At 42.8% G+C, this 25,461-nt stretch carries 20 protein-coding genes; 9 read left to right on the top strand and 11 right to left on the bottom strand.

The features are described 5' to 3' along the window. Positions 1-121: 121 nt before the first annotated feature. Complete coding sequence (locus V7K31_RS28825) at positions 122-2,050, bottom strand: alpha-amylase family glycosyl hydrolase (protein WP_335099354.1); 1,929 nt, start codon at positions 2,048-2,050, stop codon at positions 122-124. Positions 2,051-2,812: 762 nt separating this feature from the next. Here V7K31_RS28825 and V7K31_RS28820 point away from each other — a divergent pair. Further along, positions 2,813-3,877: a hypothetical protein gene (locus tag V7K31_RS28820; RefSeq protein WP_335099351.1), complete on the top strand. Its 1,065-nt coding sequence runs from the start codon at positions 2,813-2,815 to the stop codon at positions 3,875-3,877. 474 nt (positions 3,878-4,351) lie between these two features. Here the strand turns inward: V7K31_RS28820 and V7K31_RS28815 are convergent, their stop codons facing one another. The 4 genes from V7K31_RS28815 to V7K31_RS28800 form a co-directional block, all read right to left on the bottom strand. Then, positions 4,352-5,041 (bottom strand): Uma2 family endonuclease, encoded by a 690-nt coding sequence (locus V7K31_RS28815; protein WP_335099348.1) that lies wholly within the window; start codon positions 5,039-5,041, stop codon positions 4,352-4,354. A gap of 209 nt (positions 5,042-5,250) precedes the next feature. Beyond that, positions 5,251-5,634: a hypothetical protein gene (locus V7K31_RS28810; protein WP_335099346.1), complete on the bottom strand. Its 384-nt coding sequence runs from the start codon at positions 5,632-5,634 to the stop codon at positions 5,251-5,253. Between the two features lie 39 nt (positions 5,635-5,673). Further along, positions 5,674-7,278 carry a GMC family oxidoreductase gene (locus V7K31_RS28805; RefSeq protein WP_335099344.1) on the bottom strand — a complete coding sequence of 535 codons (1,605 nt, stop codon included), beginning with the start codon at positions 7,276-7,278 and terminating at the stop codon, positions 5,674-5,676. Between the two features lie 267 nt (positions 7,279-7,545). Beyond that, entirely contained in the window at positions 7,546-9,126 is a 1,581-nt protein-coding gene (locus V7K31_RS28800; protein ID WP_335099342.1) for an FAD-dependent oxidoreductase, read from the bottom strand. A gap of 580 nt (positions 9,127-9,706) precedes the next feature. Here V7K31_RS28800 and V7K31_RS28795 point away from each other — a divergent pair. Beyond that, positions 9,707-10,612 carry an SMP-30/gluconolactonase/LRE family protein gene (locus tag V7K31_RS28795; protein ID WP_335099339.1) on the top strand — a complete coding sequence of 302 codons (906 nt, stop codon included), beginning with the start codon at positions 9,707-9,709 and terminating at the stop codon, positions 10,610-10,612. Then, positions 10,609-11,151 carry a DoxX family protein gene (locus V7K31_RS28790; RefSeq protein WP_335099336.1) on the top strand — a complete coding sequence of 181 codons (543 nt, stop codon included), beginning with the start codon at positions 10,609-10,611 and terminating at the stop codon, positions 11,149-11,151. Before V7K31_RS28795 ends, V7K31_RS28790 begins: the two co-directional genes overlap by 4 nt. Here V7K31_RS28790 and V7K31_RS28785 read toward each other — a convergent pair. Next, entirely contained in the window at positions 11,118-11,351 is a 234-nt protein-coding gene (locus V7K31_RS28785) for a hypothetical protein (protein ID WP_335099333.1), read from the bottom strand. The genes V7K31_RS28790 and V7K31_RS28785 overlap by 34 nt on opposite strands. A 53-nt stretch (positions 11,352-11,404) precedes the next feature. Between V7K31_RS28785 and V7K31_RS28780 the strand changes: the two genes are divergently transcribed. Next, complete coding sequence (locus V7K31_RS28780) at positions 11,405-12,580, top strand: MalY/PatB family protein (protein ID WP_335099331.1); 1,176 nt, start codon at positions 11,405-11,407, stop codon at positions 12,578-12,580. Positions 12,581-12,922: 342 nt separating this feature from the next. Here the strand turns inward: V7K31_RS28780 and V7K31_RS28775 are convergent, their stop codons facing one another. The 3 genes from V7K31_RS28775 to V7K31_RS28765 all read right to left on the bottom strand — a co-directional run bounded on the left by V7K31_RS28775 (position 12,923) and on the right by V7K31_RS28765 (position 15,149). Then, positions 12,923-13,885 carry a VOC family protein gene (locus V7K31_RS28775; protein ID WP_335099329.1) on the bottom strand — a complete coding sequence of 321 codons (963 nt, stop codon included), beginning with the start codon at positions 13,883-13,885 and terminating at the stop codon, positions 12,923-12,925. A 155-nt stretch (positions 13,886-14,040) separates the two neighbouring features. Further along, positions 14,041-14,646 (bottom strand): DUF2231 domain-containing protein, encoded by a 606-nt coding sequence (locus V7K31_RS28770; RefSeq protein WP_335099327.1) that lies wholly within the window; start codon positions 14,644-14,646, stop codon positions 14,041-14,043. Continuing rightward, positions 14,643-15,149 carry a DUF2231 domain-containing protein gene (locus V7K31_RS28765; protein ID WP_335099324.1) on the bottom strand — a complete coding sequence of 169 codons (507 nt, stop codon included), beginning with the start codon at positions 15,147-15,149 and terminating at the stop codon, positions 14,643-14,645. Before V7K31_RS28765 ends, V7K31_RS28770 begins: the two co-directional genes overlap by 4 nt. Before the next feature lie 1,006 nt (positions 15,150-16,155). Between V7K31_RS28765 and V7K31_RS28760 the strand changes: the two genes are divergently transcribed. The 5 genes from V7K31_RS28760 to V7K31_RS28740 all read left to right on the top strand — a co-directional run bounded on the left by V7K31_RS28760 (position 16,156) and on the right by V7K31_RS28740 (position 23,137). Then, on the top strand, positions 16,156-16,968 hold the full coding sequence (locus V7K31_RS28760; protein WP_335099321.1) for an SDR family oxidoreductase: 813 nt from the start codon (positions 16,156-16,158) through the stop codon (positions 16,966-16,968). A gap of 6 nt (positions 16,969-16,974) precedes the next feature. Beyond that, complete coding sequence (locus tag V7K31_RS28755) at positions 16,975-19,095, top strand: amylo-alpha-1,6-glucosidase (protein ID WP_335099319.1); 2,121 nt, start codon at positions 16,975-16,977, stop codon at positions 19,093-19,095. Positions 19,096-19,110: 15 nt separating this feature from the next. Then, positions 19,111-20,049, top strand: a complete 939-nt coding sequence (locus V7K31_RS28750; RefSeq protein ID WP_335099316.1) for a cation diffusion facilitator family transporter — start codon at positions 19,111-19,113, stop codon at positions 20,047-20,049. Between the two features lie 70 nt (positions 20,050-20,119). Then, positions 20,120-22,516, top strand: coding sequence for a glycoside hydrolase family 15 protein (locus V7K31_RS28745; RefSeq protein ID WP_335099314.1), 2,397 nt, complete (start codon positions 20,120-20,122; stop codon positions 22,514-22,516). A gap of 162 nt (positions 22,517-22,678) precedes the next feature. Beyond that, positions 22,679-23,137 (top strand): cupin domain-containing protein, encoded by a 459-nt coding sequence (locus V7K31_RS28740; protein ID WP_335099311.1) that lies wholly within the window; start codon positions 22,679-22,681, stop codon positions 23,135-23,137. A 232-nt stretch (positions 23,138-23,369) separates the two neighbouring features. Here the strand turns inward: V7K31_RS28740 and V7K31_RS28735 are convergent, their stop codons facing one another. Then, on the bottom strand, positions 23,370-24,167 hold the full coding sequence (locus V7K31_RS28735) for a hypothetical protein (protein WP_335099309.1): 798 nt from the start codon (positions 24,165-24,167) through the stop codon (positions 23,370-23,372). Positions 24,168-24,282: 115 nt separating this feature from the next. Continuing rightward, positions 24,283-25,377, bottom strand: coding sequence for a hybrid sensor histidine kinase/response regulator (locus V7K31_RS28730; protein ID WP_335099306.1), 1,095 nt, complete (start codon positions 25,375-25,377; stop codon positions 24,283-24,285). Between the last annotated feature and the right edge of the window lie 84 nt (positions 25,378-25,461).

Raw genomic sequence — 25,461 nt, 5'->3', positions numbered from 1 at the left:
TCATAAGCTGTTCCACATTTAAATTGCATATTCTGGGCGGGCAAGATGCCCACCCCACAAGAGTTATTTTTAATTTAGTTATGCAAGTTAGATGTTTTTTAGCTTACATCATTCTATATTTCTACGATTCTCTTCCCGACGCCCAGCTGTCACGCCATTTGACGGTACCTTCTTTCGCAATCACCCAACGGCGATTTACGAGATTTTCGCGCAAAGGCGATCGCCCTTCCCGCCACATGGCATATTTAAAAGTAATCAGCTTACCAGCACTCTCATCAAAGGGAATCTCGGCAGACCAAGTATTTGAGTTGATGTACTCTAAAGGATATGCTTTGCTGATATCCCAGTTACCCAACTCTGGGCAATCTCCTGTCACCACAATGATTTCACCGGGTTGGGTATCCACGCCATTGAGTTGCACGCGCACAATTGTTTGTGCTTTTATGCGTTCGCCAACGTGGCTGAAAACAAATACTCCCCGTTCTTGTAGTACAAAGTCATAAATTTTGCCGTCTTTCACCTCATACTTATTGCGAGTCACCACGCAAGTATGTTCGCCATCGGGTAATTCTGTTTCCACTTCTGGGAGAGTAACTTCTCCTCCCCGGTTTAAAGCGACAAAACACACGGAATCACGATAGCGCCGCACATAACAGTAAACGTCGGCTGTTAAGTATTTTTGCCAGTGGCTACCCATTGACACGGCGGGATTCAGTCGCCGTAAACCAGATAACAGTCTAATGCAACGATAAATCTCGCTCTCAGTATCCCAATTTTCCATCATTGGGCGGTTATATGGGTCATTACCGCCATCGGTGTCGTCATGCAGATACTGTTCTGTACCGTAGTAAATGCAGGGAATGCCGCGACATGTCATAATTAAGGCGATCGCAACCTTCAACATTGCTGGATCAGGATTCAGCGATTGGAAGCGGGACATATCATGATTATCGATGAAGGTGACTAACTCAGCCGCCCCGTTGTAGCGATAATCCTGATCAAAAATGTATTGAATTGTTTGGAATCCATTTTCTGAACCTTGCGCTAGTGCGGCTCGAATTGCCACACACAAGCCAAAGTCTAAAAGTGTCATCCCTGAGTGGTTAACAAATTCCACGGAGCGATCGTCACTAGGATTACTATAAATCCATTCACCGAAAATAAATACATCTGGTTTGTGATTGGTGATCTCGCCATTGAATTCTTGCCAAAACCAGATAGGCATGTGCTTGACAGTATCCACCCGCAGTGCATCTACACCCCGGTCTAGCCATTGTTTGATTGCTGACTTGATATACTGACGATATTCAGTATTGTTTTCATTAAAGGTTGCTAAACCAGATAGTTCACAATTTTGTACTTGCCAATCGTCTTCCCAGTTTTGCACCTCGCCATAGTGGTGATACCAATTATTAACATCATCATTGAAGTCAGCAATTTTCACGCCATCATCAAACAATTCGCCTTTACTACCACTAGTATCAGGGCTGCTATGGTTGCAAACAATATCTAGCACCAGCTTCATATTCCGCTTGTGCAGTTCTGTAATTAACCGATCAAAGGTGGTATTTTTTTCTTCTTGGGTAGCGTTTAAAGAAGGATTCTCTCCCTCAGCAATGTAGCGAGGATTAATTCGCTTAAAGTCTTTTGTCCAATAGCCATGTAGCGCTGCATTGCCAACAAATAATTCTTCAACCTGCTCAAACAGTGGAGTTAGCCAAAGGGCAGTCACTCCCATATTTTTGAGATAATCTAATTTATCAATCACCCCTTGCAAGTCGCCACCCCAGTACTTACCCCACTCTTGTCTAGTTGGATCGTACAATTCTGAGTTTGCACCTTCGCTATTATCTGGATCGCCATCATAAAAGCGATCGACCACAGCAAAGTAAATAGTTTCTTGACGAAATTCAATATCTCTGGTATAAAGAAACTCTAGATCAATCTCAGTTTCTGATGGTGGGCTTTCTATAAGAACTTCTATTTCTTCTTGTGGCGAATCAACTTTGTATTGATCTGGTGAGAACTGAGATGCAGGGCTTTTTACCATAAAAAGACTCAAAGTTTCATGTAATTGACACTTGTAGAACCAACAGTACAACCTTTCGAGTATTGTGTGTCACTACAAACTTCGCTATTGTGACATCTGTCTCACGGTGTAGGTATCTATCGCTAGCTAGTTTATAATTCCATCGATAGATATAATTCCTCTGCAAGAGAATAAAAACAAAGGACTATAGCAGTTATTAACGCTAATAGCTTCAGGGAATCCCAAAAAATAAATTCTCCAATAGTTAGTAAGTAGGTAGTGGCTTACCTCACCGTCAGTCCCTCTCCTTATAAAGGAGAGGGATCATGAGATAGGATGAAGTTTTGCATTTTATTTAATCCACGTTCTTCAGAAAGTAACGCAGTTTTGCAAATATACTAGGTGAGAAACAAGATTCTTGCTCCCTCTCCAAAGCATCCCAGAGGGTTGGGGTGAGGTTTGACAAGGCTTTTTAGACTCATTGAGATGCTCCCGTAATACACCCGACTAAATGGAGATTTTTTTAATTGCAAGTCCCTGATCACAAAAATTTACAATATCTAGTTAAAGTGACTTGCTGTAAATATTGAGCCTAGCTAATGTTTAGGTGTATATTTGACAACAGATTTTACGACAGTCAACAAGGTTTCGTTACACCTGAGCAATACTGAGTAAACCATGTATTAGCCAACTTTTTCTCTAGAAGATTCGCTGCATTGGTAAACTGACCATTGTCACTTTCAATCTGTTATTACTATTAACCGATTAATTCAGGTAGCAATTATGACCAAATATGACAAGGTTTTTAACTCACCAAAGACATCAGAGGAATCACTAAGTCCAGAGGAAGCAGTGGCGGCGATCGCAACTGTCACTGCGATCGCTGATTCATCAATTGAAGATGTAGATGCAGAAAGTTTAGCGGGTATCCTCTGGGAATTTGAGGTCTTTGACGAATACTCAGAAGATCAAATTACAGAAATAGTTGATAGACTCATAGAGATTGTAGAAGAAGAGGGAATTGGTCCCTTGTTTAATGTTGCTAAAGTATCTCTCTCAGATGAATTAGTGCTGGATGGTTTTGCAGCTGGGGTGATAGTGCTTTTAGACGATGATCTCGCCATCCCGAAATCGAAACAATCCTACCTCAAAAGGCTACAAGCAGCTTTGGAACTTGAGGATGAAGAAGCAGAAGAAATCATCAAAGAAGTAATTGCAGCCTTTAAAGAAGCAGAAGAGGAAGAGGAAGAGGAAGAATATGCAGATGATGACGAAGATGAAACAGTAGTCATCGAAGATTTTAATGAACAGACATATCAATCACTTTTAGGTAATTTTACGGTGCCGATTCCGGTTGATCCGCAGCAGGGCGGTAGAATTCAAAGCCAGGAAGGAGTAGTTGGCTTTTCCGATGACATCGGTACTTTGCTGAGAATCGATTATTATCCTTTTCCCCTAGAACAGTTAGAGGAATTGGAGGCTATTGGACAAGAAGAATATTTACAAACAATCTTAGTAGATAAGTATGTACCCCAAGCGATTTTTGCCAATGTACCAGATGCTTCTGTGGAATATACTGAATATTTGTCAGACACTTTGCGAGGCGCTTACTACGTTTTAATTGATATGCCCAAAGGTTCGACAATTTCTAAGCAAGAAAATAATGGAACTGCGATCAGATTAGATGCTTACCGGGGGCTGCTGACTTTTATCAGGGGTGAGTTTTTGTATATAGTTAGTAATCAGCACAGCTTTATTAACGGGGAAATTCCCGATTCCGTTGAAGAAGAAGCCGAAGACATCAAGGAGAGTATTTTAGAGTTTATTGAGACTATAGAGTTTGCTTAGGAACGTGGATTAAATAAAATGCAAAGCTTCATCCTATCTCTAGCTTCCCTCTCCTTTATAAGGAGAGGGATTGAGGGTGAGGTGTATTAAATAAGCTCTCTATCCAAAAAAGCGATCGGGGCTACGGTGTACACACAAGTGTCTCTTGAGGCAATTTACAGTTTATCGCTTAAAGAAACCTCACCCTGGTTATGCTACGCAAAACCTGTCCCTCTCCTTATTAAGGAGAGGGATTAAAGTCAGTACAGGGTGAGGTTTTTCGGTAATATCATGTCCGCTTGATTGCTTATTAAACCCGAACAACCCCAAAGAGCCAAAGCTATGCTTTGTCTCCCCTCCCGAAGAGCTCTTAGGGGTTGGGGGTGGGGTTCTTTTATTATGGGTAATCTGGCGGACATGATATTACAGCACAATTCAAGTATTTGAACCACATCTGTCGTAGGGGCACAGCATTGCTATGCCCTTAGTGGTTTATTAAGCTAAACGCTCAACAAACTCTGTGTGTTCTATTGAATTTAACCCTTGTTGTAGCACTGCTAAAACTTTTGTCATGTCTCCAGTAATTAGTGAGGTGACAGCTAACCACAAACCTGGAAATACCCTACTTTTAATCACCCCATCTGCATTTGCTATGAGTGGCAAATATTCACCATTTTGCAAACAAAACCAGTCGAGTTTATTATCCAAAGTCTGCCAAACGATATATTCCTGTACTCCGTTGCGACGATAAGCGCGTTTTTTGTCGTACAAATCAATAGATGCACTACTGGCTGCTACTTCTGCGACTAATTCCGGTGCGCCTTCTATGTAGTCATCTTCACTGATTTGTGCCTGTCCCTTAGCTGGTTTATCTATCAACAGCAAAACATCAGGTTGTGGTTCATTGTCTAAATCCAAGCGCACAGTAGCATTGTCGCCTAGTTCTACGCCTGGGGTGGAAACTTTGTAATTTCCTAACCAGATAATTAAGTTTCCATGAGGTAAACCATGACTTCTAAAACGCAGGGGTGATGCGACGTAGACGACTCCTTCAATTAATTCTGCTTTTTTATCAGGCATTGCTGTATAACGACGCTCAAATTCGTGGCGGGTTAAGCGATCGCCACTTTCTAAGGGAGGAATAAAAGCGCTATTATTTAAGCCATGTTCCACAGAAGCCGCCATTACGTGATTCCTCATCCGCAGGAGTTATATTGAATTTAACATAGTGGGATTGCTGGGAAGGCAAAGATTGTCAGGAGCGATCGCACATGAACCATTACAGCTATTTTCAGGTAATATTTGGAACCCCACCCCGCCAAAGCTACACTTTAGCTCCCCTCCCCGCTTGCGGGGAGGGGTTCTTTATTATGGGTAATTTGGCGCAAATAATATCATATAACTTGAGTTTCTCCACCTTGTGGTTTTGATAATGCTTGTAATTCTTGCCAAGAATAGTGAGGGAGTAGTTCAATTGGTTTGTGATTGGCTCCTAATCCCAATCCAATTGTCGGCTGGAGTTCTTCAATGAATTCTCCCGCGTATCCTACCAACTTATTGGCTGCAACGCTACCAGTAATTGCCCCTGCAACCACGCCAATTGCAGCACCGATTTTACCACTAATGGAGTGACCCAGTGCGGCTCCGGCAAGGCCACCTCCAACGGCACCTAGACTTGTAGCCAGGGGATGAGGAGAATCTGTCACTTCTAAATCGTCCGGTTGAGATGGAATCTGTGGTTGCTGTTGTGGTGTAATTTGCCGTTCATCATTTGTCATAACGTTTGCCCTTTTTGATTTTACTAATGACTCTTTCAGCTATGCGTTAGCGTTCGCGGAGCGTGTGTTTGCACTCAACGCTGCTGCAAGCAGGTCGCCAACACGTAACGCATTTGCCATAATCGTTAATGTCGGGTTAGCACCGGAATTTGACGGGAAAAAACTACTATCTATCACATAGAGATTATCCACATCATGGGTACGACAATTAGGGTCAAGGACTGAAGTTTTAGGATCTCTACCAAATCGACAACTACCACATTGATGAGCAACTGCTTGTTCAGGTAGTTGAGTGCGAGGATAAAGGCTAAATGGTAGGACGCTTTTAGCGGAGTTAGAGATGGACTTGAGTACAGATGTCCAACGATGGATTAAGCGATCGCTTGCTTCGGTATTATTCAGTGTATAGTCAACGTGAATCTTGTCACCCACCACCCGAACCCGATTATTCGGATCTGGTAAATCTTCTGTCTGCAACCACCAACCAACCGATCGCTCGGCCAGCAAATGGCGCTCAAAATTGGGAATCAGCTTGACAAATGGTGCCATTAGTGGTGGAGCTTCACCGGGAATCATATCGGCTAGCACATTACCTGTATTTTGTACCATGCCCATCGGATAAGGAAAATCTGGCTCTCCCCAATAAAAATCGTTAACAGCGATGGTTTTTTGAAAGTTGGCGTGATTCACCTCTAAGTGTATGGAAACTATGGCTGTTTCCAGTTGCTTCATGAAATTCCGCCCCACCTGATCGGAACTGTTTGCTAATCCGTTGGGATGCTTGTCATTAGCCGAGCGTAACAGCAAAGCAGCTGAGTTGACAGAACCACAGGCAACAACCACAATATCGCCTGTAAACCAATGTTTTTCCCCAGCAATTTCAGTTTCTACTTTTGTAACCTCTCGCCCCGACTCATTGGTATGCAGCCGCAAGACTTTGGTATTAGTTAAAAGGGTGAAATTGGCATACATTTCCCAGCTAGGACGAATGGCGTTAACATCGGCATCGGCTTTTGCATCTACAAGACAGGGGTATCCATCAAAAGTATCGCAGCGAATGCAAGGACTTTTGGTGCGCTCGCTTTCATTCAGCTTTAATCCTAGTGGTAGGTGAAATGGGTAGTAACCCAGTTCACGAATGCAATCAGCAAGAGACTGCATATCTGGCTCATGACTGACTGGCGGATAGGGGTATGGCTCACTGCGAGGTGGTTCTGTGGGGTCTTCCCCTTCCTGACCATGCACGTCATACAGCTTTTCTGCTTGCGTGTAGTATGGCTCAAAGTCTTGATATTTCAAAGGCCATTCTGGAGAAATTCCTCCCTTGTGAATTACCCTTTCAAAATCTCGCTCCCGCAATCGAATTAAGGCTGCACCATAGAGTTTAGTATTGCCGCCAACCCAGTAACCTGTTTGAGGCTTAAAGGCTTTTCCTTCTTTGTTATACCATTGCTCATCTGTATGGTAGCGATGTTTTTGATAAACTTCCTCTGGATTCCAGTTAGCTTTTTCTCTCGGCAAAAAGTCGCCTCGTTCCAGCACGAGAATTTTTTTACCTGTGGGTGCGAGACGATGAGCCAGTGTACCTCCACCGGCTCCCGTACCAATAATGATGATGTCGTAACGCTCAGTGATGTTGGTCATATATGCAGGAGGTGGCAAATTACTCTTGTCTCAAACCTATTGCTTGTTATATTATGTCCGGTTGATTGCTTATTAAACCCGAAGAACCCCAAAGAGCCAAAGCTATGCTTTGTCTCCCCTCCCCGCTTGCAGGGAGAGGGGTTGGGGGTGGGGTTCTTTTATTATGGGTAATCTGGCGGACATGATATTATTACAGCAGAATTCAAGTATTTGAACCACATCTGTCGTAGGGGCACAGCAATGCTGTACCCTTGCTGCGTGGTCTATTTACTGTTTTTGAATCAAATCAACTGTACCACGGCGTAATTCTTCAACAGTTAGCATCTGGTTCAAGCGCATCAATTCTGAGATAGCTGCTGTTTCTGTATCCCGATGGCTGGTTGCAACTGCCAAAACTTGATTGTTTTTGGTGTAAAAAGCAATGAATTCTTGTTTTTGCAAATCCCCATCTACAATTATTTCATCCCAACTTTGGGCATGTCCAAGGTAGCGCAACGGAAAGTTGAATTGCATTGTCCAGAACAAAGGAAGCCCTCTAAATTTGACTGCTTTCCCTGCCATATTATTAGCTGCAATTCGCCCCTGCTGCGCTGCGACTCGCCAATGTTCAACGCGAATCGATTCGTTTGTCCGCCAATCGGGATAACGGGCAATATCGCCTGCGGCGTAGATGCCATCACCTGCACACAAGTATTCATCAACAACAACACTGCCATCTTTGGGATGCAAATCCACACCTTTAAGAAAGTCTGTTGCCGGTTGTACGCCAACTCCGATAATTACGATATCTGCTTGCAAGCGATCGCCATTATCTAAAATTACAGCTTCTACCTTGTCACTACCCTCAAACTGTACCGCTTTTCTACCCAACTTAAAGGAAACACCGTTTTCCTCATGGACTTGTTGAAAGATTTTGCCGATTTCCTCGCCCAGAGTTTTCTTAAAAGGTACAGAATCTGGTGAAACAACGGTTACTTGTAAGCCGTGCTGACTTAGCCCAGATGCAGTTTCCATACCGATAAAACTGGAGCCAATGACTACCGCTTGTCCTTTTTGCTTGCTCGCTGTCAAAATGCGATCGGCATCATCAAAACTGCGTAATGTCAAAATGTTTTGCAAGTCCGTACCTGGAATATCTAGCTGGCGTGGTTTTCCTCCCGTTGCTACCAGCAGGGCATCATAGGTTAAGGAATCACCATCGCTAAAGGTGATCGCTTTTGCCGTTGTTTGCACCTGTTCAACTCGCTTATTCAACAGTACTTCAATGGCGTGTTCTTTGAAGAAATCGGGCGATCGCAGGAGCATTTCCTCGGAGGATGTTTTACCAATGAAGTAGTCTTTACTCAGCTTGGTGCGATCGTAAGGCAGCTTGTTATCCTGAGTAATCATGACGATTCGCCCTTGATATCCAGCTACTCGCAAAGTTTCTGCGGCATGGACACCCGCCGCTCCTGCACCTAAGATCACAAATGTGCGTCCATCAGCATTGGGGTTAAATTGCGCCATTGCGGGTGATCGCAATCCTGTTGTTTCCTTAGGTACGCTGAGAATAACGTTTTCACCTTGAATGCGTACTTTATAGCAAGCTAAAGCATCCAAACCAGGTGGCTCTAGTTGGTCGCCAGTCGTCACGTCAAAATAGGCATTGTGCCAAGGGCAAACAACATTATGTCCACTCAGCACCCCGTCAGCCAGTGGTGCTTTATAATGAGAGCAGTGTGCGCCGACGGCATAAAACTTTCCATCTATACGACTGAGTAAAATCTCTGTCTCGCCGACAGAAACCTGTCGCATTTCCCCATCATTTAGATCGTTGATATTGGCAACAACTGCTTCTATCTGTTTCATAATCAACTCTAAAATTAAGAATAAGAGTTATACCAATTCTTTAAAATCCGGCAACAGATTCAAACCCGAAAAACCAGATGCAATCTGAGTCCGAGCGCAAGCCCTTAAGTAGGTAGGCGTAATTAAATATAAGATCAAACCTCACCCTTAATCCCTCTCCTTACTAAGGAGAGGGAAGCCGGAGGCATTTGATATTTAATTTGATCCACTTACTTACACCTATTGATTACGAATTACGAATTGATATAAAACAAAAAATTTGCATACTGTGTTTGTGGCTAGTTTCCTCTACAGTTTTTGCTTGCACGCTTTACTTTATGTCACAAACTCGGAATTTTTCAACTCATAAATGGTATATCTATCAAATCATAAATTCAGCCTTTGGATAGATAGCAATTCTCTTGGAGTTATGGGGTAAGTTTCATTTATGCCTAAAGTAAGGCTAATATTTCATTTTAATTTCATTGATGTTTATGTATTATGTAAATCAGGCATATTTGATATTTATAAAAACTAAGTTTGTATTAACTTGAAGCTGCCATTTATCGCCAGTAACTAAGTTAAATAACAGGAGATTCCTATGGCTGAAGCCATTGAGATTTATGACGATCGCCTACTTACTATTGTCCGCCCCGGTGCTTCACTCCAGGAGCTAGCCAACGGTGCCGTTCATAGTGAGGGACCTGTTTACTTCCACGAAGACGATCGCCTTGTGTGGAGTGACGCTCACGGCAACCGTCTGTTATGCTGGAATTCTACCGATGGTGTAAGCGTCCTGCGAGATCCATCTGATTACCAAAGCGGTAATTACCGCGATTTAGAAGGTCGTCTAGTTGCGTGTTCCTCCGGTCTGCGTGCTATCATCCGACGCGAACATGATGATGAATGGAAGATTTTAGTTGATCGCTACCAGGGCAAACGTCTTAACAGTCCAAATGATTTGGTAGTCAAAAGTGACAACACAATTTGGTTCACCGATCCGCCCTATGGCATCACCGAGCCGAACCAAGGTTACGGCGGCGAACAGGAACAACCTGGAAGTTACGTATATCGCTTCGATCCGGCAACGGGTGAAATTTATCCTGTAGTAACAGATATGGTGCGCCCGAATGGGCTAGCTTTCAGTCCAGATGAAAGCCTTTTGTATGTCTCGGATACAGCTGCGTTTAATATTCCTGGCGGGCCTCATCATATTCGCGTCTATGAGATTGTGGACAATCGCCATGTAAAGAATGGCCGTGTGTTCTGTGTCATCGATCCAGGACAACCTGATGGATTTCGGGTTGACGAACATGGCAACATTTTTACTAGTTCTCAAGACAGCGTACAAGTATACGCGTCCGATGGGACTCAGTTGGGAAAAATTCTTATACCGCAGACAAGCACTAATCTAACTTTTGGTGGTAAAGAACGCGATCGGTTATTTATCACAGCCGGTCATTCCTTATATGCTATTGACCTTAATACCCGTGGTGTACAACTATGATTTATCAATTTGGGCTGGGTGTAGCGATCGCATTTTTCCTAGCTGCATTTAATTATCCACAGCTAAGTCCACACTTGTTAAGTTCACTCTCTCCTGTTTATCCTGACGGACTCCCAGGATTAGCACTTTTACTACTAAGATTTAGCCTTGGCGGGTTGTTTCTACTACACGGCTATCCAAAGTTAACGCATCTTCGACAGTGGGCTGAGTCTCTAAAAATGCCTGTCTCTCTTTGCTTGTTATCAGCAGCGTCTATGTTAGGTGGTGGAATTTTTCTAATTATTGGATTCCTGACACTCTTAGCGACATTGCCCATTCTCGGCTCAATGATTTATGCGATATATTTAGATGTCTCTGGACGTAAACCTTTTGTAGCCCAAGATCCATACTTAATTCCAGAAGACCAGTATAAAGGTCCTTTAGGAACAGGTGAACCACCAAGTTGGGAAAAAGCGTTTATGTATTGCGTTATGCTGATTGCGATCGCGGTTTTAGGCCCTGGTACTTATTCCCTAGATGCTTTAATTTTTGGACGTTGAATCATCGTTAATACTGGCAAGAATGGGATAATTGGCAAATCAGCAATCTTTATTCCATGTGCCAACGTAATCGCTAAAACCTTTAACCGACTAAAGCGCAAAGCGTCCTCCAAATTAGTAGGAACTATTAACTTTCCTAAAGACTGTTTAATCGAAATTTCCCAAGCGCTAATAGCACTGACAAAAATTAAATTTTCCACGAGGTATTAATAGTTTCAGCCCCCAATTTCACTTTTAGGGGTATTATGTTCAAATGAATTATAACTTTGACAAAATCATTTTACGTTCCAACACTCGTTCTCTCAAATATGATACCCGGGAACGATACCTTAAGCCTAAAGATACTATACCCATGTGGGTTGCGGACATGGATTTTGAGGCTCCCCCTGAGGTTTGCGAAGCCATCCGACAACGCGCAGAACATGGAATTTTTGGCTACAGCGTCACAAGTGACGATTACTACGATGCTGTGATCAACTGGATGCGGCGGCGGTTTGCTTGGGAGGTTAAACAGAGTTGGATTACCTTCATTCCTGGGGTTGTTGCGGCATTAAACTTCGCGGTCAAGGCTTTCACAAATCCTGGGGATAAGGTGATTATTCAACCCCCAGTGTATTACCCCTTTATGAATGCGGTGATCAACAACGGTCGGCAACTAGTAACTAACCAATTGATTCAACATGAAAACGGCACATATGCCATCGATTTCGATAATTTGGAACGTTCTATCGACGACCAGACGCGATTGATCATCTTTTGCAGTCCTCACAATCCAGTGGGGAGAGTCTGGCGTCTCGAAGAACTAAATCGTTTTGCAAAAATTTGTCTGAAATATGACCTTGTGGTTGTTTCTGATGAGATACACGCAGACCTGATCATGCCGGGGTATAAACACACCGTACTTGAGACGCTTTCCGATGAAATTGCCACCCGCGTTGTGACCTGCACAGGCCCAAGTAAAACATTTAATCTCGCTGGACTGGGACTTGCCAACATAATCATCTCTAACGCATCGCTGCGTAACAGGTTTAAAGCTGAGCTGTCCAAAGCAGGATTAATCATGACAAATACCTTTGGCATTGAAGCTACCATTGCGGCTTATCGGTATGGTGAACCCTGGCTCGAAGCGTTGAACTCCTACCTTCATCAGAATTTTAAATTTTTAGCGTCCTTTGTTCGTGACCATCTCCCCCAGGTAAAAGCTATCCCTTTAGAGGGGACTTATCTGGTCTGGTTGGATTTCAGGGGTATGGGACGCAGCGACGATGAGATCAAGGAGACCTTGCTTAATCAAGCAAAAGTATGGTTAAGCGATGGTTCAACCTTTGGTAAAGGCGGCGAAGGATTTCAGAGGATCAATATTGCAACTCCACGGGATGTCTTAGAAAGTGGGTTAAAACAAATTGCAAAAGCCTTTGCCGATAACTGATCAAAATAAAGTTTAAAATTCAATGTATAGAAAGGCTTCTGATACAGTCAAATCACTTCACAGCAGGATTAGAGGGTGTTTGAAAAGTATTATTGCTAACATCAATATCTCAGAAACCTAACCCCCCTAGCCCCCCTTCCCTACAAGGGAATGGGGGTTTCAAAGCCTCTCGACCCTTGCCTAACGGCAGGCTGACGCCAACGGGGAGAGGAATGGAAGCGGGGTTTTTGGTATACTTTAGGACTTTTAAAACATCCTCTTACAGTGATTTGGAGAAAATAGCAATTATTGGTTATGGTTATGTGGGAACTGCTTTAGACAAAAAGTGGCCATAAAAAAACATTAGGATTCCGCAATTAGCAATATTGTGTGTCCATCAGGGTCTTTAACTAAACACCCCTGGCGATAAGGACTTGCACTATCAGTAAACTGTATAATCCCCGATGACACAAATTGAACCCCATTCTGCCGCAACATCTCTACTGCCTGCTCAATGTTATTGACAACAAGTTCAATTTGCATCTTCGCAATATCACAACTTTTCCAGTCACTCGGTATAGGACGGCCTTTTCCAGGCAAAATGTAATCTAACAGTTCAATTCCCACACCATCTTCAACAGGTCGCAGTCCTGTAATTTGGACTTTCGCTCCTGGTAAATTATCCAAGCGAGTTTGGGTTGACTCCCAGTTAAGACTACGGCTATCAATTTGCATTCCCAGGAGGTCGCAATAAAAGTGTAGACTTTGCTCGGTATTAGAAACTGCGATCGCACTATGATCAATTCCCAGAAATAACCGATTGCTGTTTTGATGCCATTTATCTTTTCCTTTATCAGGCGGAAACCAAATTAACTCTAAATTATGACCATCAGGGTCTTTAAACTTGAAGGCACGGACACCAGCAGATGCTTCATTACTAGGTGGCATTGTCTGGGGAGAAACTGAAATTGGTTCAATGGGAAATGAACGCAAGTGAGCATAGGCGCGATCCATATCACTCACCACAATTGCCAGATGTTGAAACCACAGGTCATTACTTTGTGAATCGCTGGGAATGGGTTTACCCTGAATGTTGAGATATTCCATCAACTCGATAAGTTCATCACCTAGTCGTAAGGTAACAATGCGAATTTTTGCCTCAGTCACATCTTCTAGGTCGCTGTAATTCTGTCCTTCAACAGTGATGTCGGAAACTAGTTCAAAACCAAGCGCTTCTTTATAGAAATTTAAAGAGCGATTGCAGTTTGTCACTGTTAATCCAATAGCTCGAATTCTTTGTCCTTGTACATAGGTTTGACTAGGCATATTCGACGGCCTCTGTACTTACAATTAATGTTTTCTTAAGTAGGTAGGCGTAATTAAATATATAGCTTTTCATAATCAAATGAGGTACATCATAGCCCCCTCCTCGCTTGCGGGGAGGGGGTTGGGGGTGGGGTTCGTGTAGTTTTACGTAAGTCCTATTTGAGTAGAAAATTTGGGTCTTTACCTTCTTGGAGTAACTTCGCAGCAGTAACGTGAATTCCAAAGTCCTCGCCCAATTGCGCTCCCAAAGTTCCGTGAATGTAGAATATTGCCAGGATCGCCATACCTGCTAATAAATAACTCCACTGCACCTGCACCGAAGCATCCTTGCGCCAGCGATAGCGTTGCAAACCTCTCCATACAGTCATGGCTGCGATCGCCCCCAACAGCAAAACGCCACCCAAACCATGCAAAAGCATCGTCCAACCAGTAGTTAACCCCCAAACGCTCTTTTGATCAACTGGTGGATTTGCTAGCAGTAGCTCGAAAAAACCAGCTGCAACGGTGAAAAAGGTGATAAAAGCTGCTCCGATGAGGTTATACCAGCCGACATCAAAGAAACCAGAACGCAGGGCAGGCAGACCTAAAAATTTGAATATTGGTTTTTCTAAAGCAAAAAGCGTTCCTGCTATATCAAAAATGATCGCAATAATGAACAAACCCAATGTTAGATGCACCAGTTGCGGATGTATTGGAATCTCATAAGGCAATCCGTTAGCATTCAGCCTCAATCTCAACTGTTCAATCAGTTGCAAGTTCATGGCGAAACTCCCTGCTTCATTGCTTGCACAACTGGCTCAATGTGTAACCCGTACACCCAAACTAGCTTACTGCCTAGATAGACTTGCAAGCACACCAAGCAGACTAAAAACGTTGCAGCACCCAAATAAGCAGGCGGTATTTTCCGGGGAGTGCGATCGCGAATCACGAAACGCCAAGCTGTAATGGCGACGACAATAACCGCCAGCGACCAACCCATCACCGTATGAAAATTCAGTGTTGGTTGGACTGCTGGGTAGATGTTCGCCAGACCCGCTTCAAACTGACCAAAAATCACCGCTAAAAAGATGGTTACTGAGGCAACAAACATATTCCAGAAACTCACCTCAAACAAACGCACGTTGCGGGTAAAATAGCCCAGCACATCGCATAGGAAAGAAAAAAGCACCATCGCAATTACGAAGTGGACGATGATGGGGTGTAGAGGGTCAGGGTATGGTAAATTTTGGTTATTCAAAGACAGAGCATAAAAAACGTTTTCCATATTTACTGTTTTTTAGTACTTATTTTTTCAAATGCCAATACTAATTAAATTAACCACGATTTTAGTTTAAATAATATCCCAGCTGGTATTTATGAAAACTAGAAAATGATTATTTTTGATTACTTTAGATTGGTTCTTTGACAATATAAGACTCCTATTTGATTGTTGAACAAAATTAGGTATGTAGGGTGTGTTAGAACGAAGTTCGTAACGCACCATTATCAAGGATTTGATGCCGTACTCTCCTTGCTAACACAACGCCAGTTGCTACAACGGAGGGAACCTCCCTTCGGGTTCGGGGGTTCGCAATCGACGCCAAGCGCCAAGACTGCGACCCCCTCACCGCAACGCACTGGCTCCCCTACGTATCTTTTCAGAAATCAAACCGGATTCCTATAGCTAATCTAATCAGATACTCAGGAGTGATAAAAACAATAGCCTAAACCATGATTCTTAAGGTAGGGGCAATTCATGAATTGCCTTACCTGAATATCTGACATTGTTCTCTCATTTAGATTGATTAACTAAATATTTTACCTGAATTCATCACCGACATTGCTCTGAATATACCATAAATCTTTCTTGAGATTGATCTGATCTTTAAAATTACAATCCTCCAAATAAAGCAAATAAAGACATCCTGTTGTCATAGGAATGACAACTAATTGAAATATTGCTTAGTAAAACAATATACTGTTTATCTTTCTCTAGATAGATTAGAAAAATACTGGGGATTTCTTAAAATAATAAAAAGTTTTGCTTCTTTAAGTAAGTGGGTCAAATTAAATATAAAGCCTCACCCCTGCCTCCGGCTTCCCTCTCCGAACTCACGGAGAGGGATTGAGGGTGAGGTTTGATCTTATATTTTATTACGCCTACCTACTTAATCTATAATTTACCGATTTTACGAGCTAAATCGCCAAGGCAATACTACGCCCAGCAAAAATATCATGCAAGTCTTCAGCTACTTACAACAAACACAAGTTTTAAAAGTATCGAAAGCATTATGAGTTCTTCTCCTTATCTGCTTAAAGGTCAAAAAGCACTTGTGACGGGTGCTAGTTCTGGCATTGGTGAAGCGATCGCTCGCTATTTAGCTTTATCAGGTGCAGCAGTAGCTGTCAACTATCATTCTGAAGCCGAAGCAGCCCAAAAACTTGTCGATGAGATCAAGGCGGCTAATGGTGAAGCATTTGCCATTCAAGCTGATGTCAGCAAAGAAGACCAAATAAAGGCGATGTTTAGCCAGACGATCCAGCAATTCGGCACTATTGACATTTTGATAAATAACGCGGGTCTTCAAAAAGATTCACCGTTTGTAGATATGACCCTTGACCAATGGAATACAGTCATTGGGGTAAACCTAACAGGACAATTCTTGTGTGCTAGAGAAGCAGCAAAGGAATTCTTGCGCCGGGGTGTACAGCCCAATATTTCATCTGCCGCAGGTAAGATTATTTGTATTAGTTCAGTGCATCAGGTAATTCCTTGGGCAGGTCATGTTAATTATGCCGCAAGTAAGGGCGGTATAAATATGATGATGCAAAGTATTGCCCAAGAACTTGCACCTCACAAAATTCGCGTCAATAGTATTGCCCCTGGTGCAATCAAAACTCCAATTAATAAATCAGCTTGGGATACTCCAGAAGCAGAAGCAAAGTTACTAAAACTAATTCCAGCCAAACGTGTGGGAGATGTAGAAGATATCGCCAAAGCAGCAGTTTGGTTGGCTTCTGATGACTCTGATTATGTTAATGGTATAACACTGTTTGTAGACGGTGGGATGACCTTATATCCAGGTTTTACAGAGAATGGTTAATTGACAATGCCGACAAAAGTTACTGTCAATCCTGATTTGATAACCATCAACGATGGTTCCTCTTTTCTCGTAACAGCTAGTGATGGTTCCATCGACGAAAATTTACCTCAAGGTTTTTTTGTTTGGGACACACGCCTAATTTCTTACTACGAAATTTCTCTGAATCGCTACCGACTTTCGCTGCTAGCATCTAGCAATATCACCCATCATAATGCGCTTTACCAATTCACCAACCCGCAACTTCCTACTATCAACAGTTCTTTACCTCCGGGTAGTTTGCTTGTAACTGTTCGGCGCGACATTGTGGAAGGGATGCATGAAGATATTGATATAACTAACTATCATAATGAAGTTGTTAAATTTCAATTAATGCTAGCTGTGCGCTCGGATTTTGCGGATATTTTTGATGTCAAATCACAGCAAATTTTGACGCGGGGTGAAACAGAAACCAAATGGGAAAATGGTGTACTCACGACTGAATATCGGAACGGCTCTTTTTTCCGAGGTATTGTGATTGAACCAGTTTCTGCTAGTTCTCAGCCACGCTATGCCAATGGTCGTTTAATGTTTGATGTGGCGATCGCTCCTGGCAAAACATGGCACACTTGTATCAACTTTACAGCCTTAGCTGATGGAAATGTTTTCAAACCTCAAGACACCTGCGCTGTGCCTCACAATACAAAAGCCGGAAAGGTCAGGGATGAGTTTCTGACTAATGCGACAAAGTTGCGCTCGTCTAATGCTGAAATAGCGGAATACTATCAGCAAGCGATCGTGGATATGGGAGCGCTGCGGATTGAGGTATATGACAATGGGCATCAATTTTGGATGCCTGCTGCTGGTATTCCCTGGTTTGTCGCCGTTTTTGGGCGCGACTCAATAATTGCTAGCTTGCAAGCGATCGCAGTCTATCATGAATTTGCCCGTGGCACATTACTGAAACTGGCTCAACTCCAGGCAACTGAGTTGGATGATTGGCAGGATGCCCAACCGGGCAAAATACTACATGAACTACGGCGCGATGAGTTAACTACACTAAATCTACTTCCATACAAACCCTACTACGGAACAGTAGATACTACCATCCTTTGGATTGTGACTCTAGCTGAAGCCTATAACTGGAACGCCGATCTCAGTATGCTTGATGAGTGTCGAGCGCCACTGGAAAAGGCGCTAAGTTGGATTGACAAATACGGCGACTTTGACGGGGATGGCTTTGTTGAGTATTTAACTCGTTCGTCAAAAGGATTACGGAATCAAGCTTGGAAAGATTCGGGTGATTCAATAGTTTACCCGGATGGCAAATTAGTTGAGCCGCCAATCGCTTTGTGTGAAGTGCAAGGCTACGTTTATGATGCTTGGCTAAGGGCAGCTTTAATTTATGAAGTCTGGGGCGAAAAAGAACAAGCGAAAAAGCTGCGTCAAAAAGCAGAATCACTTTATCAACGATTTAATGATCGCTTTTGGATGGAATCTGAAGGCTTTTACTGTTTAGGATTAGATGATAAAAAGCAGCAAATTCAATCAATTACCTCAAATCCTGGGCATCTGCTGTGGTCTGGTATCGTCCCACAGGAACGAGCAAAAAAGGTTGTTAACCGACTTTTTCAACCAGATATGTGGTGTGGTTGGGGTGTGCGGACTCTTTCATCTCAAAATCCAGCTTATAACCCGATTAGTTATCAACGGGGTAGTGTTTGGCCTCATGATAACTCCATCATCGCGGCTGGATTAAAAAAGTATGGCTATCACGAAGAAGCTAACCGCATCGCTGAGGGTATTTTTGCTGCTGCTAATTATTTTCAATCTGGGCGAATGCCAGAATTGTTTGCCGGAATTGAACGCCAAGATGATAACTTTCCAGTACCTTATCCAGATGCCAATATTCCCCAGGCTTGGGCTGCTGGCTCAATTTTCTTACTCATTCGTACCATTTTAGGACTTGAAGCTGATGCACCACAGCGAAAGTTAAAGGTACAACCTTCACTACCAAAGTGGTTGCCAGATTTAGAACTCACAAATTTATCCGTGGGAGACGCTACGGTTGGATTACGCTTTTGGCGCGATCGCGAACAAACCCAATGGGAAGTTATCCATATAGATGGTGAATTAGAAGTTTCTGCATAATTATTATTTACTATCATGGCATCTGATTCATCTAATAAAACTATATTTGCGGCAATGGGGGCTAACTTAGCGATCGCTATTACTAAATTTATGGCCGCCTCCATTACTGGCAGTTCCGCCATGATATCTGAAGGGATTCATTCAGTTGTAGATACTGCCGATCAACTGGTACTTTTGCTGGGAATTCGCCGGAGCCAAAAGCCAGCAGATGATAGCCATCCCTTTGGTTACGGTCAAGAACTTTATTTCTGGACTTTCATCGTTGCTATCCTCATCTTTGCCATTGGCGGCGGCATGTCAATTTATGAAGGAATCACTCATTTAATTAATCCCAGCCCTTTAGAAGACCCAAAATGGAATTATATTGTGTTAGGTATGGCAATATTATTGGAGGGTTTTTCTTGGACTGTAGCTTTAAAAGAGTTTTTGCCGACCAAGGGTAAGCAAAATTTTTGGCAAGCAATCAAAACCAGTAAAGATCCTACAGTATTTACAATACTATGTGAGGATTCTGCGGCAATTTTAGGTTTACTTGTTGCCTTAATCGGAATATTTTTAGGGCATTTATTTAATAATGTTTATTTTGATGGTATCGCCTCAATTATTATTGGCATTATCTTGGCTATAGTAGCAGTGATATTAGCGAGAGAAAGTAAAGGATTATTACTTGGTGAAAGTGCCGATCCTCAAACCATAGCTAATATCCGTTCTTTGTCAAAAACAGAACCAGGAGTCAAAGAAGTTATCCGGGTGCTAACAATGCAGCTTGCTCCACAGGAAGTATTACTCAACTTAGAAATTCAATTTTCTCAAAATCTTACAGGTGAGGAAATAGCTTTAACTGTAGAAAGTTTAGAAGTAAAAATTAGCCAAAAACATCCGGAAATAAAACAAATTTTTATTGAAGCAAAATCCTTAACTGCCGCTCGCAAATCTTCTCAAGCTTCGCAATAAATTTTTAATCAGATAAATATCAACTACAGCATTTCCAAATAGTACTTAAAGCTGATCAACACAATAAATTATGGTAGAAATTATTGGTCAAAGACAGGCTTTTGGCGCACCGGGTATCGAACCTCGATGGACTCATGCGAATAAAGATGGAGTCGGAACAGCTTACTCTACCTCCAGTCGCGTTTGGTTTACTATCTGGAACGGTATTGTCACTGAAATCTACCATCCCACAGTAGATAAACCCCAAGTTCGGGATTTACAGTATCTAATTTCTGATGGAAAAAGCTTTTTTCACGAAGAGAAACGCCATCTCGAATCAAAAATTGAACCGATGTGGACTTACGGTTTGGGATACCGCATTACTAATTCCGATCCCCAAGGGCGCTATACAATCATCAAGGAAGTTATTGCTGACCCGCATTTCTCCTGTATCTTACAGCACACAAAAATCACAGGAGAGCGCGATTTTATCTCCCAACTCCAGCTATATGCTTTATGTGCGCCGCATCTGGAAGTTGGAGGCAGAGGTAACAATGGTTACGTCATAGAAGTTGCTGGGCATCACATTCTAACGGCCGAGAAAGATGGAAGATGGCTAGCGCTGGGTGCAACAGTTCCCTTTACCCGTCTTTCCTGTGGCTACGTCGGTGAAAGTGATGGCTGGACAGATTTGGCTGATAATTTCCAGATGGATTGGGAATTTGGTCAGGCTGTGAATGGCAATATTAGTCTGACAGGAGAAATAAATTTGAATGGTGGTGACGAGTTTACTTTAGGACTGGCATTTGGCAGCAATCTGCACAATGCGGTTTCTACACTATTTCAGTCGCTGAATATTCCTTTTGAACAGCAAAAGCAACAATACAACGAACAGTGGAAGCGATCGCGCCGCAATATCCGACCCCTAGAAGATGTTTCGGATGACGAAGGTAATTTGTATCACAGCAGCATTAGTTTGCTTTTGGCACATGAAGACAAAGCCTATCCAGGTGCTTTAATTGCATCCCTTGCTATCCCTTGGGGCGAAGCCAAAGACGACCAAGATCAAGGAGGATATCATCTAGTCTGGACGCGAGATATGGTCAGCAGTGTAGCAGGTTTGGTGGCTGCTGGTGAAACAGCTACAGCAGTGCGATCGCTCATTTATCTCGCCACTAGTCAGCAGGAAGACGGGGGTTTTGCCCAAAATTTCTGGGTTGATGGTAAACCTTACTGGAAAGGTATCCAGCTTGATGAGGTGGCATTTCCCATTCTGTTAGCATGGCTACTGCATCAGCAGAATACTTGCTTAAACTTCGATATCTATCCGATGGTTCTGGGGGCGGCGGGTTATTTAATTCGTCGCGGTCCGGCTACCCAACAAGAACGCTGGGAAGAAAATAGTGGTTATTCACCATCAACACTAGCATCGAATATTGCCGCCTTAATCTGTGCTGCTCAATTTGCTCGTGAACGTGGGGATGAAGCAACAGCAAAATTCATCGAAGAATACGCAGATTTTTTAGAATCTCACGTCGAAGCTTGGACAGTTACTACTGAAGGAACTTTAGTTCCTGGCATCAAACGGCATTATATCCGGATTACTCCTTCAGATATTAATAATCCTCAACCCAACGAAAATCCAAACCAAGGAACTCTTTTTATCAGCAGTCAACCTCCTGGTGAACCAGCAGAATTTCCGGCGAAGGAAATTGTTGATGGCGGGTTTCTACAATTGGTGCGCTATGGAATTCGTAAACCTGATGACCCGATTATTGTTGATTCTGTCAAAGTAATTGATGCAGTCTTGAAAGTAGATACACCCGTTGGGCCTTGTTGGCATCGTTACAACCACGACGGCTATGGACAGCAGGAAAATGGCAATGCGTACACAGCTTGGGGTAAAGGACGTGCTTGGCCTCTCTTAACAGGAGAACGAGGACATTATGAATTAGCTGTTGGTGGTGATGTCAAAACATATATTAAGGCGATGGAAGGATTTGCTTCAAACACTTGTTTGCTACCAGAACAGGTTTGGGATGAAGCAGATACACCTGAAAACCACATGTGTTTAGGAAAACCAACAGGTTCTGCTATGCCTTTAATGTGGGCACACTCGGAATATATTAAGCTGCTACGGTCAAATCATGACGGTCAGGTGTTTGATTTGATTCCAGAGGTGGCGAATCGATATCTGGGCGAAAGACAAGAGTGTAAATCATTAGAAATTTGGAAGTTTAACCGTCAAGTAGACAAAGTTAAAAAAGGTTATACACTGCGAATTCATGCTTTAGCATCTTTTCAGTTGCACTGGTCACAGGATAATTGGCAAACCGTACAAGATACGCCTGCTACTTCCACCAAGTTAGGAGTCAATTTTGTAGATATTTCTGTTTCTGATCACCAGCAACAGCCAATCAGCTTTACCTTTTTCTGGATTGAAAGCAGTAAATGGGAAGGGCGCAATTATAAGGTTGCGGTTTCATAATTTGTAATGAAGTTAGACCAGTCCAAGCAGACATTATAAATTCAAAATTCAAAAATAGCAGCGCAGGCCTAGCCCGTCGTAAACATTGCTTTACTAGCTCTATGATGAGCGAATAAATGAAACCAAAGTAAAATAACCCCACAATTAAAGAGAGCCATTTTTATGCAGAATAATTCATCACCCAAACCAACAATTGACTACTGGCACGTCTGGACTGACGGCGACGGTATAAGTCACCAGTCCCGTTGTCAAATTGAGGATTTCATCGAAAAAGGCATAGCCCCAGATACCTCGCCGCAGTGGCTTTCTAATTTGAAGCAGTCTGGTGCTACAATCACCTTTACTGTGCTACCTGTAGGTTGGGTTGGCAACTGGCATGAGAACCCCAAGCCCCAGTGGATCATCCCACTGTCGGGACGCTGGTTCGTGGAGACTATGGACGGCCAGCGAGTCGAGATGGGTGCTGGCGAAATTTCATTTGGAGAAGATCAAGGCACAAAAGCAGACGCCCAAGGTCATAAGGGTCACTTATCTGGAACAGTAGGCGATGCGCCAGCTGTTCTGATAATAGTCCAACTTGAAGAGACTCCGACTATAGAGCAATCTTGTCGCTTTAAGTAAGGCTTTCTCAAAACGACCGGGGTCAGGGCTATTTCATTCTCATCTAGCCCGCCTCAGAATGAATTCTGAGTCTAATAGCGAAAGTCGTCTAAAGATGACTGAGACAAAGTTATAGTCCGTTTTAACGGACTTTAGCTATGAGCCTCGGAACTTTAGTTCTGGGCGGTTTATGTTTAGAACGAAATAGCCCTGCGACCAAGATTGATTGTAAATTAATACAAAGCTGACCACTTTACTCAACTTCCTCACAGCGAATTAAGAGTGTTTCCATCGCCTCTGCTAAAGAAATCAACTCTGTCCAAGAGGAGCCAGTAACTAAATTTTGGGCATGAGCTAATCGGTTTCGCAACTGTTCAGCAGACTTGAGGAAGCGTTCACCAAACCGCTTAGACTTGAGTCCCAATTGCTGAAGAAGTTCTGGTTGATTTAAAATCAACTCTCGCTTATCACAGAATTGCAGATAATCTAACAAATCGGTAGCTTCGTTTCTTTCTTGGCTTTCTCGCCATAGCCGTTGAGCAACTTCTAAGCGCTCAATTCTGAGGACTTTTTGCCAAGAATCTTGGGGATAGTAAATCCGCACCAGCCGCAGCAAATTCATTTCTAGCAGCGTTACCAAGCCAAACAGTAACATTCGCACAGGTGCTTTCTGCAAGTCACCACAGGTAACAATACCACTTACCTGATTGCAGTCCAGAACAAACAATCGCGGAGTTTGTTGCAAAATGGGTAGCAACTTCATCAGTGGGGTAGAAATGGCTATTAGTTCTTTTGGATGAAACACTCGTTGATATTCGCTACATTTGCCTTCTTTGCCTTGAATCAAACTAGAGCGTTCTACATAACCGCTAATAATATCTTCTGTCTCAATGCCGATAACATCAAAATTTTGTGCTTGCATCCAATGCAGCACTTCTATCACGGGAGCATCAGCTGGCATAGCTTTGAGAGGTTCTGCCACGTATTCAATGGTGATATTGTTCTCAAATAAACTCCGGAGGTCTTGAGAACGCGATTTTAGGTGTTTCATCCCCCTGCTGTGAACTCACGTTAAATAATCCTATGGCACTGACGCGATCGCAAAATATTTTCTCAAGCTATCACTGGTTTTTTCAAAGGTGCTAATATTTTTTGTCTGCCTACTTTTAGTTTTCGCCAGCTACAGGTAGACGTATAGTGAATGTACTACCCTGCCCTGGTTCAGATGTCACATCGATTGTGCCTTGATGTGCTTCGATAATGCAACGAGATAGATATAGTCCCAAACCACTACCAGAACGCTGGTGTTTACCTTGGCGAAATCGCTTGAATAATATCGCCTGATCTGGTTTAGAAATTCCTGGGCCTGTATCTTGGATATCAATAGTTACAGCTACCGGAGTCAGATAGCAGTGAATATCTACAGAACCTTTGTCTGTAAATTTGATGGCATTGCCGATGATATTTGTCAAAACTCGCCGCAGTTCTACGCGATCGCCCATGATCGTACTTGCAGTTTCACCTCGATCTATATTTACAGCTAATCCTTTTTCTTCAGCTAAGGGCGTTAATTCTTGGGAAACTTCACTAACTAATTCCTGAATATTGCAGGGAGAAATTTTTAAGATTTTACAGCCCGCTTCATGACGATAAACTTCTAGCAAGGTATTTACCATTTCCAGCAGGTCTTGATTACTGCCAATCATGGTATCAATTATTTCTTGCAATTGTGGCGAAACTTCGCAAAACCTGCCTTCCAGCAATAATTTTAATACGCGGTTGGAAGCTACTAGCGGTATGCGTAAATCGTGAGTAAAACGCGAGACAAAATCTGCCCGGAGATTAGCCATCTGATCTCGTTCGTCGATACTATGTTTGAGCCGCAGGAGCGATCGCACTCGTGCCTCTAGTTCATCAGGATCGAATGGTTTACGAATAAAGTCATCTGCACCAGCATCGAGTCCTTCAACAACGCTAGACTCATAGTGAGCCGTGAGCAGCAGAATCGGAATAAATGGCAACGCCGGATTCTGTCGGATGCGTCGAGTAAATTCATAGCCATCTATCTCCGGCATCATCACATCTAAGAGAATTATATCTGGTGGTGACTCCTCAACCATAGCCAGAGCAATTTTGCTATCTTCCACCAAGCTAATTTCATAGTTCTTATCTTCTAGGACTGCTTCCAATACCAGTAAATTGTCAAAAACATCATCGACAACGAGAATTTTATCTTTTTTGACACTTTTAGTTAAAGACATGGCTGAATAAAAAAAAGAAGTGCTTGGCTATCCGTTACATAAAAACTACCCAAACAGTAAGATATAGGTAGCCTTGTCTAGAAA

The organism is Nostoc sp. (assembly GCF_036917675.1).
In the GTDB taxonomy this organism is placed as follows: Bacteria; Cyanobacteriota; Cyanobacteriia; order Cyanobacteriales; family Nostocaceae; genus Nostoc.
This window is presented reverse-complemented; position numbering and strand designations above follow the sequence as displayed.

Bases quoted from the DNA above. Each gene is read 5' to 3' on its own strand.
- V7K31_RS28805 (WP_335099344.1), bottom strand. From the start codon at position 7,278: ATGACCAACATCACTGAGCGTTACGACATCATCATTATTGGTACGGGA.
- V7K31_RS28780 (WP_335099331.1), top strand. From the start codon at position 11,405: ATGAATTATAACTTTGACAAAATCATTTTACGTTCCAACACTCGTTCT.
- V7K31_RS28730 (WP_335099306.1), bottom strand. From the start codon at position 25,377: ATGTCTTTAACTAAAAGTGTCAAAAAAGATAAAATTCTCGTTGTCGAT.
- V7K31_RS28820 (WP_335099351.1), top strand. From the start codon at position 2,813: ATGACCAAATATGACAAGGTTTTTAACTCACCAAAGACATCAGAGGAA.
- V7K31_RS28795 (WP_335099339.1), top strand. From the start codon at position 9,707: ATGGCTGAAGCCATTGAGATTTATGACGATCGCCTACTTACTATTGTC.
- V7K31_RS28760 (WP_335099321.1), top strand. From the start codon at position 16,156: ATGAGTTCTTCTCCTTATCTGCTTAAAGGTCAAAAAGCACTTGTGACG.
- V7K31_RS28765 (WP_335099324.1), bottom strand. From the start codon at position 15,149: ATGGAAAACGTTTTTTATGCTCTGTCTTTGAATAACCAAAATTTACCA.
- V7K31_RS28745 (WP_335099314.1), top strand. From the start codon at position 20,120: ATGGTAGAAATTATTGGTCAAAGACAGGCTTTTGGCGCACCGGGTATC.
- V7K31_RS28800 (WP_335099342.1), bottom strand. From the start codon at position 9,126: ATGAAACAGATAGAAGCAGTTGTTGCCAATATCAACGATCTAAATGAT.
- V7K31_RS28735 (WP_335099309.1), bottom strand. From the start codon at position 24,167: ATGAAACACCTAAAATCGCGTTCTCAAGACCTCCGGAGTTTATTTGAG.
- V7K31_RS28790 (WP_335099336.1), top strand. From the start codon at position 10,609: ATGATTTATCAATTTGGGCTGGGTGTAGCGATCGCATTTTTCCTAGCT.
- V7K31_RS28810 (WP_335099346.1), bottom strand. From the start codon at position 5,634: ATGACAAATGATGAACGGCAAATTACACCACAACAGCAACCACAGATT.
- V7K31_RS28750 (WP_335099316.1), top strand. From the start codon at position 19,111: ATGGCATCTGATTCATCTAATAAAACTATATTTGCGGCAATGGGGGCT.
- V7K31_RS28825 (WP_335099354.1), bottom strand. From the start codon at position 2,050: ATGGTAAAAAGCCCTGCATCTCAGTTCTCACCAGATCAATACAAAGTT.
- V7K31_RS28775 (WP_335099329.1), bottom strand. From the start codon at position 13,885: ATGCCTAGTCAAACCTATGTACAAGGACAAAGAATTCGAGCTATTGGA.
- V7K31_RS28740 (WP_335099311.1), top strand. From the start codon at position 22,679: ATGCAGAATAATTCATCACCCAAACCAACAATTGACTACTGGCACGTC.
- V7K31_RS28755 (WP_335099319.1), top strand. From the start codon at position 16,975: ATGCCGACAAAAGTTACTGTCAATCCTGATTTGATAACCATCAACGAT.
- V7K31_RS28770 (WP_335099327.1), bottom strand. From the start codon at position 14,646: ATGAACTTGCAACTGATTGAACAGTTGAGATTGAGGCTGAATGCTAAC.
- V7K31_RS28815 (WP_335099348.1), bottom strand. From the start codon at position 5,041: ATGGCGGCTTCTGTGGAACATGGCTTAAATAATAGCGCTTTTATTCCT.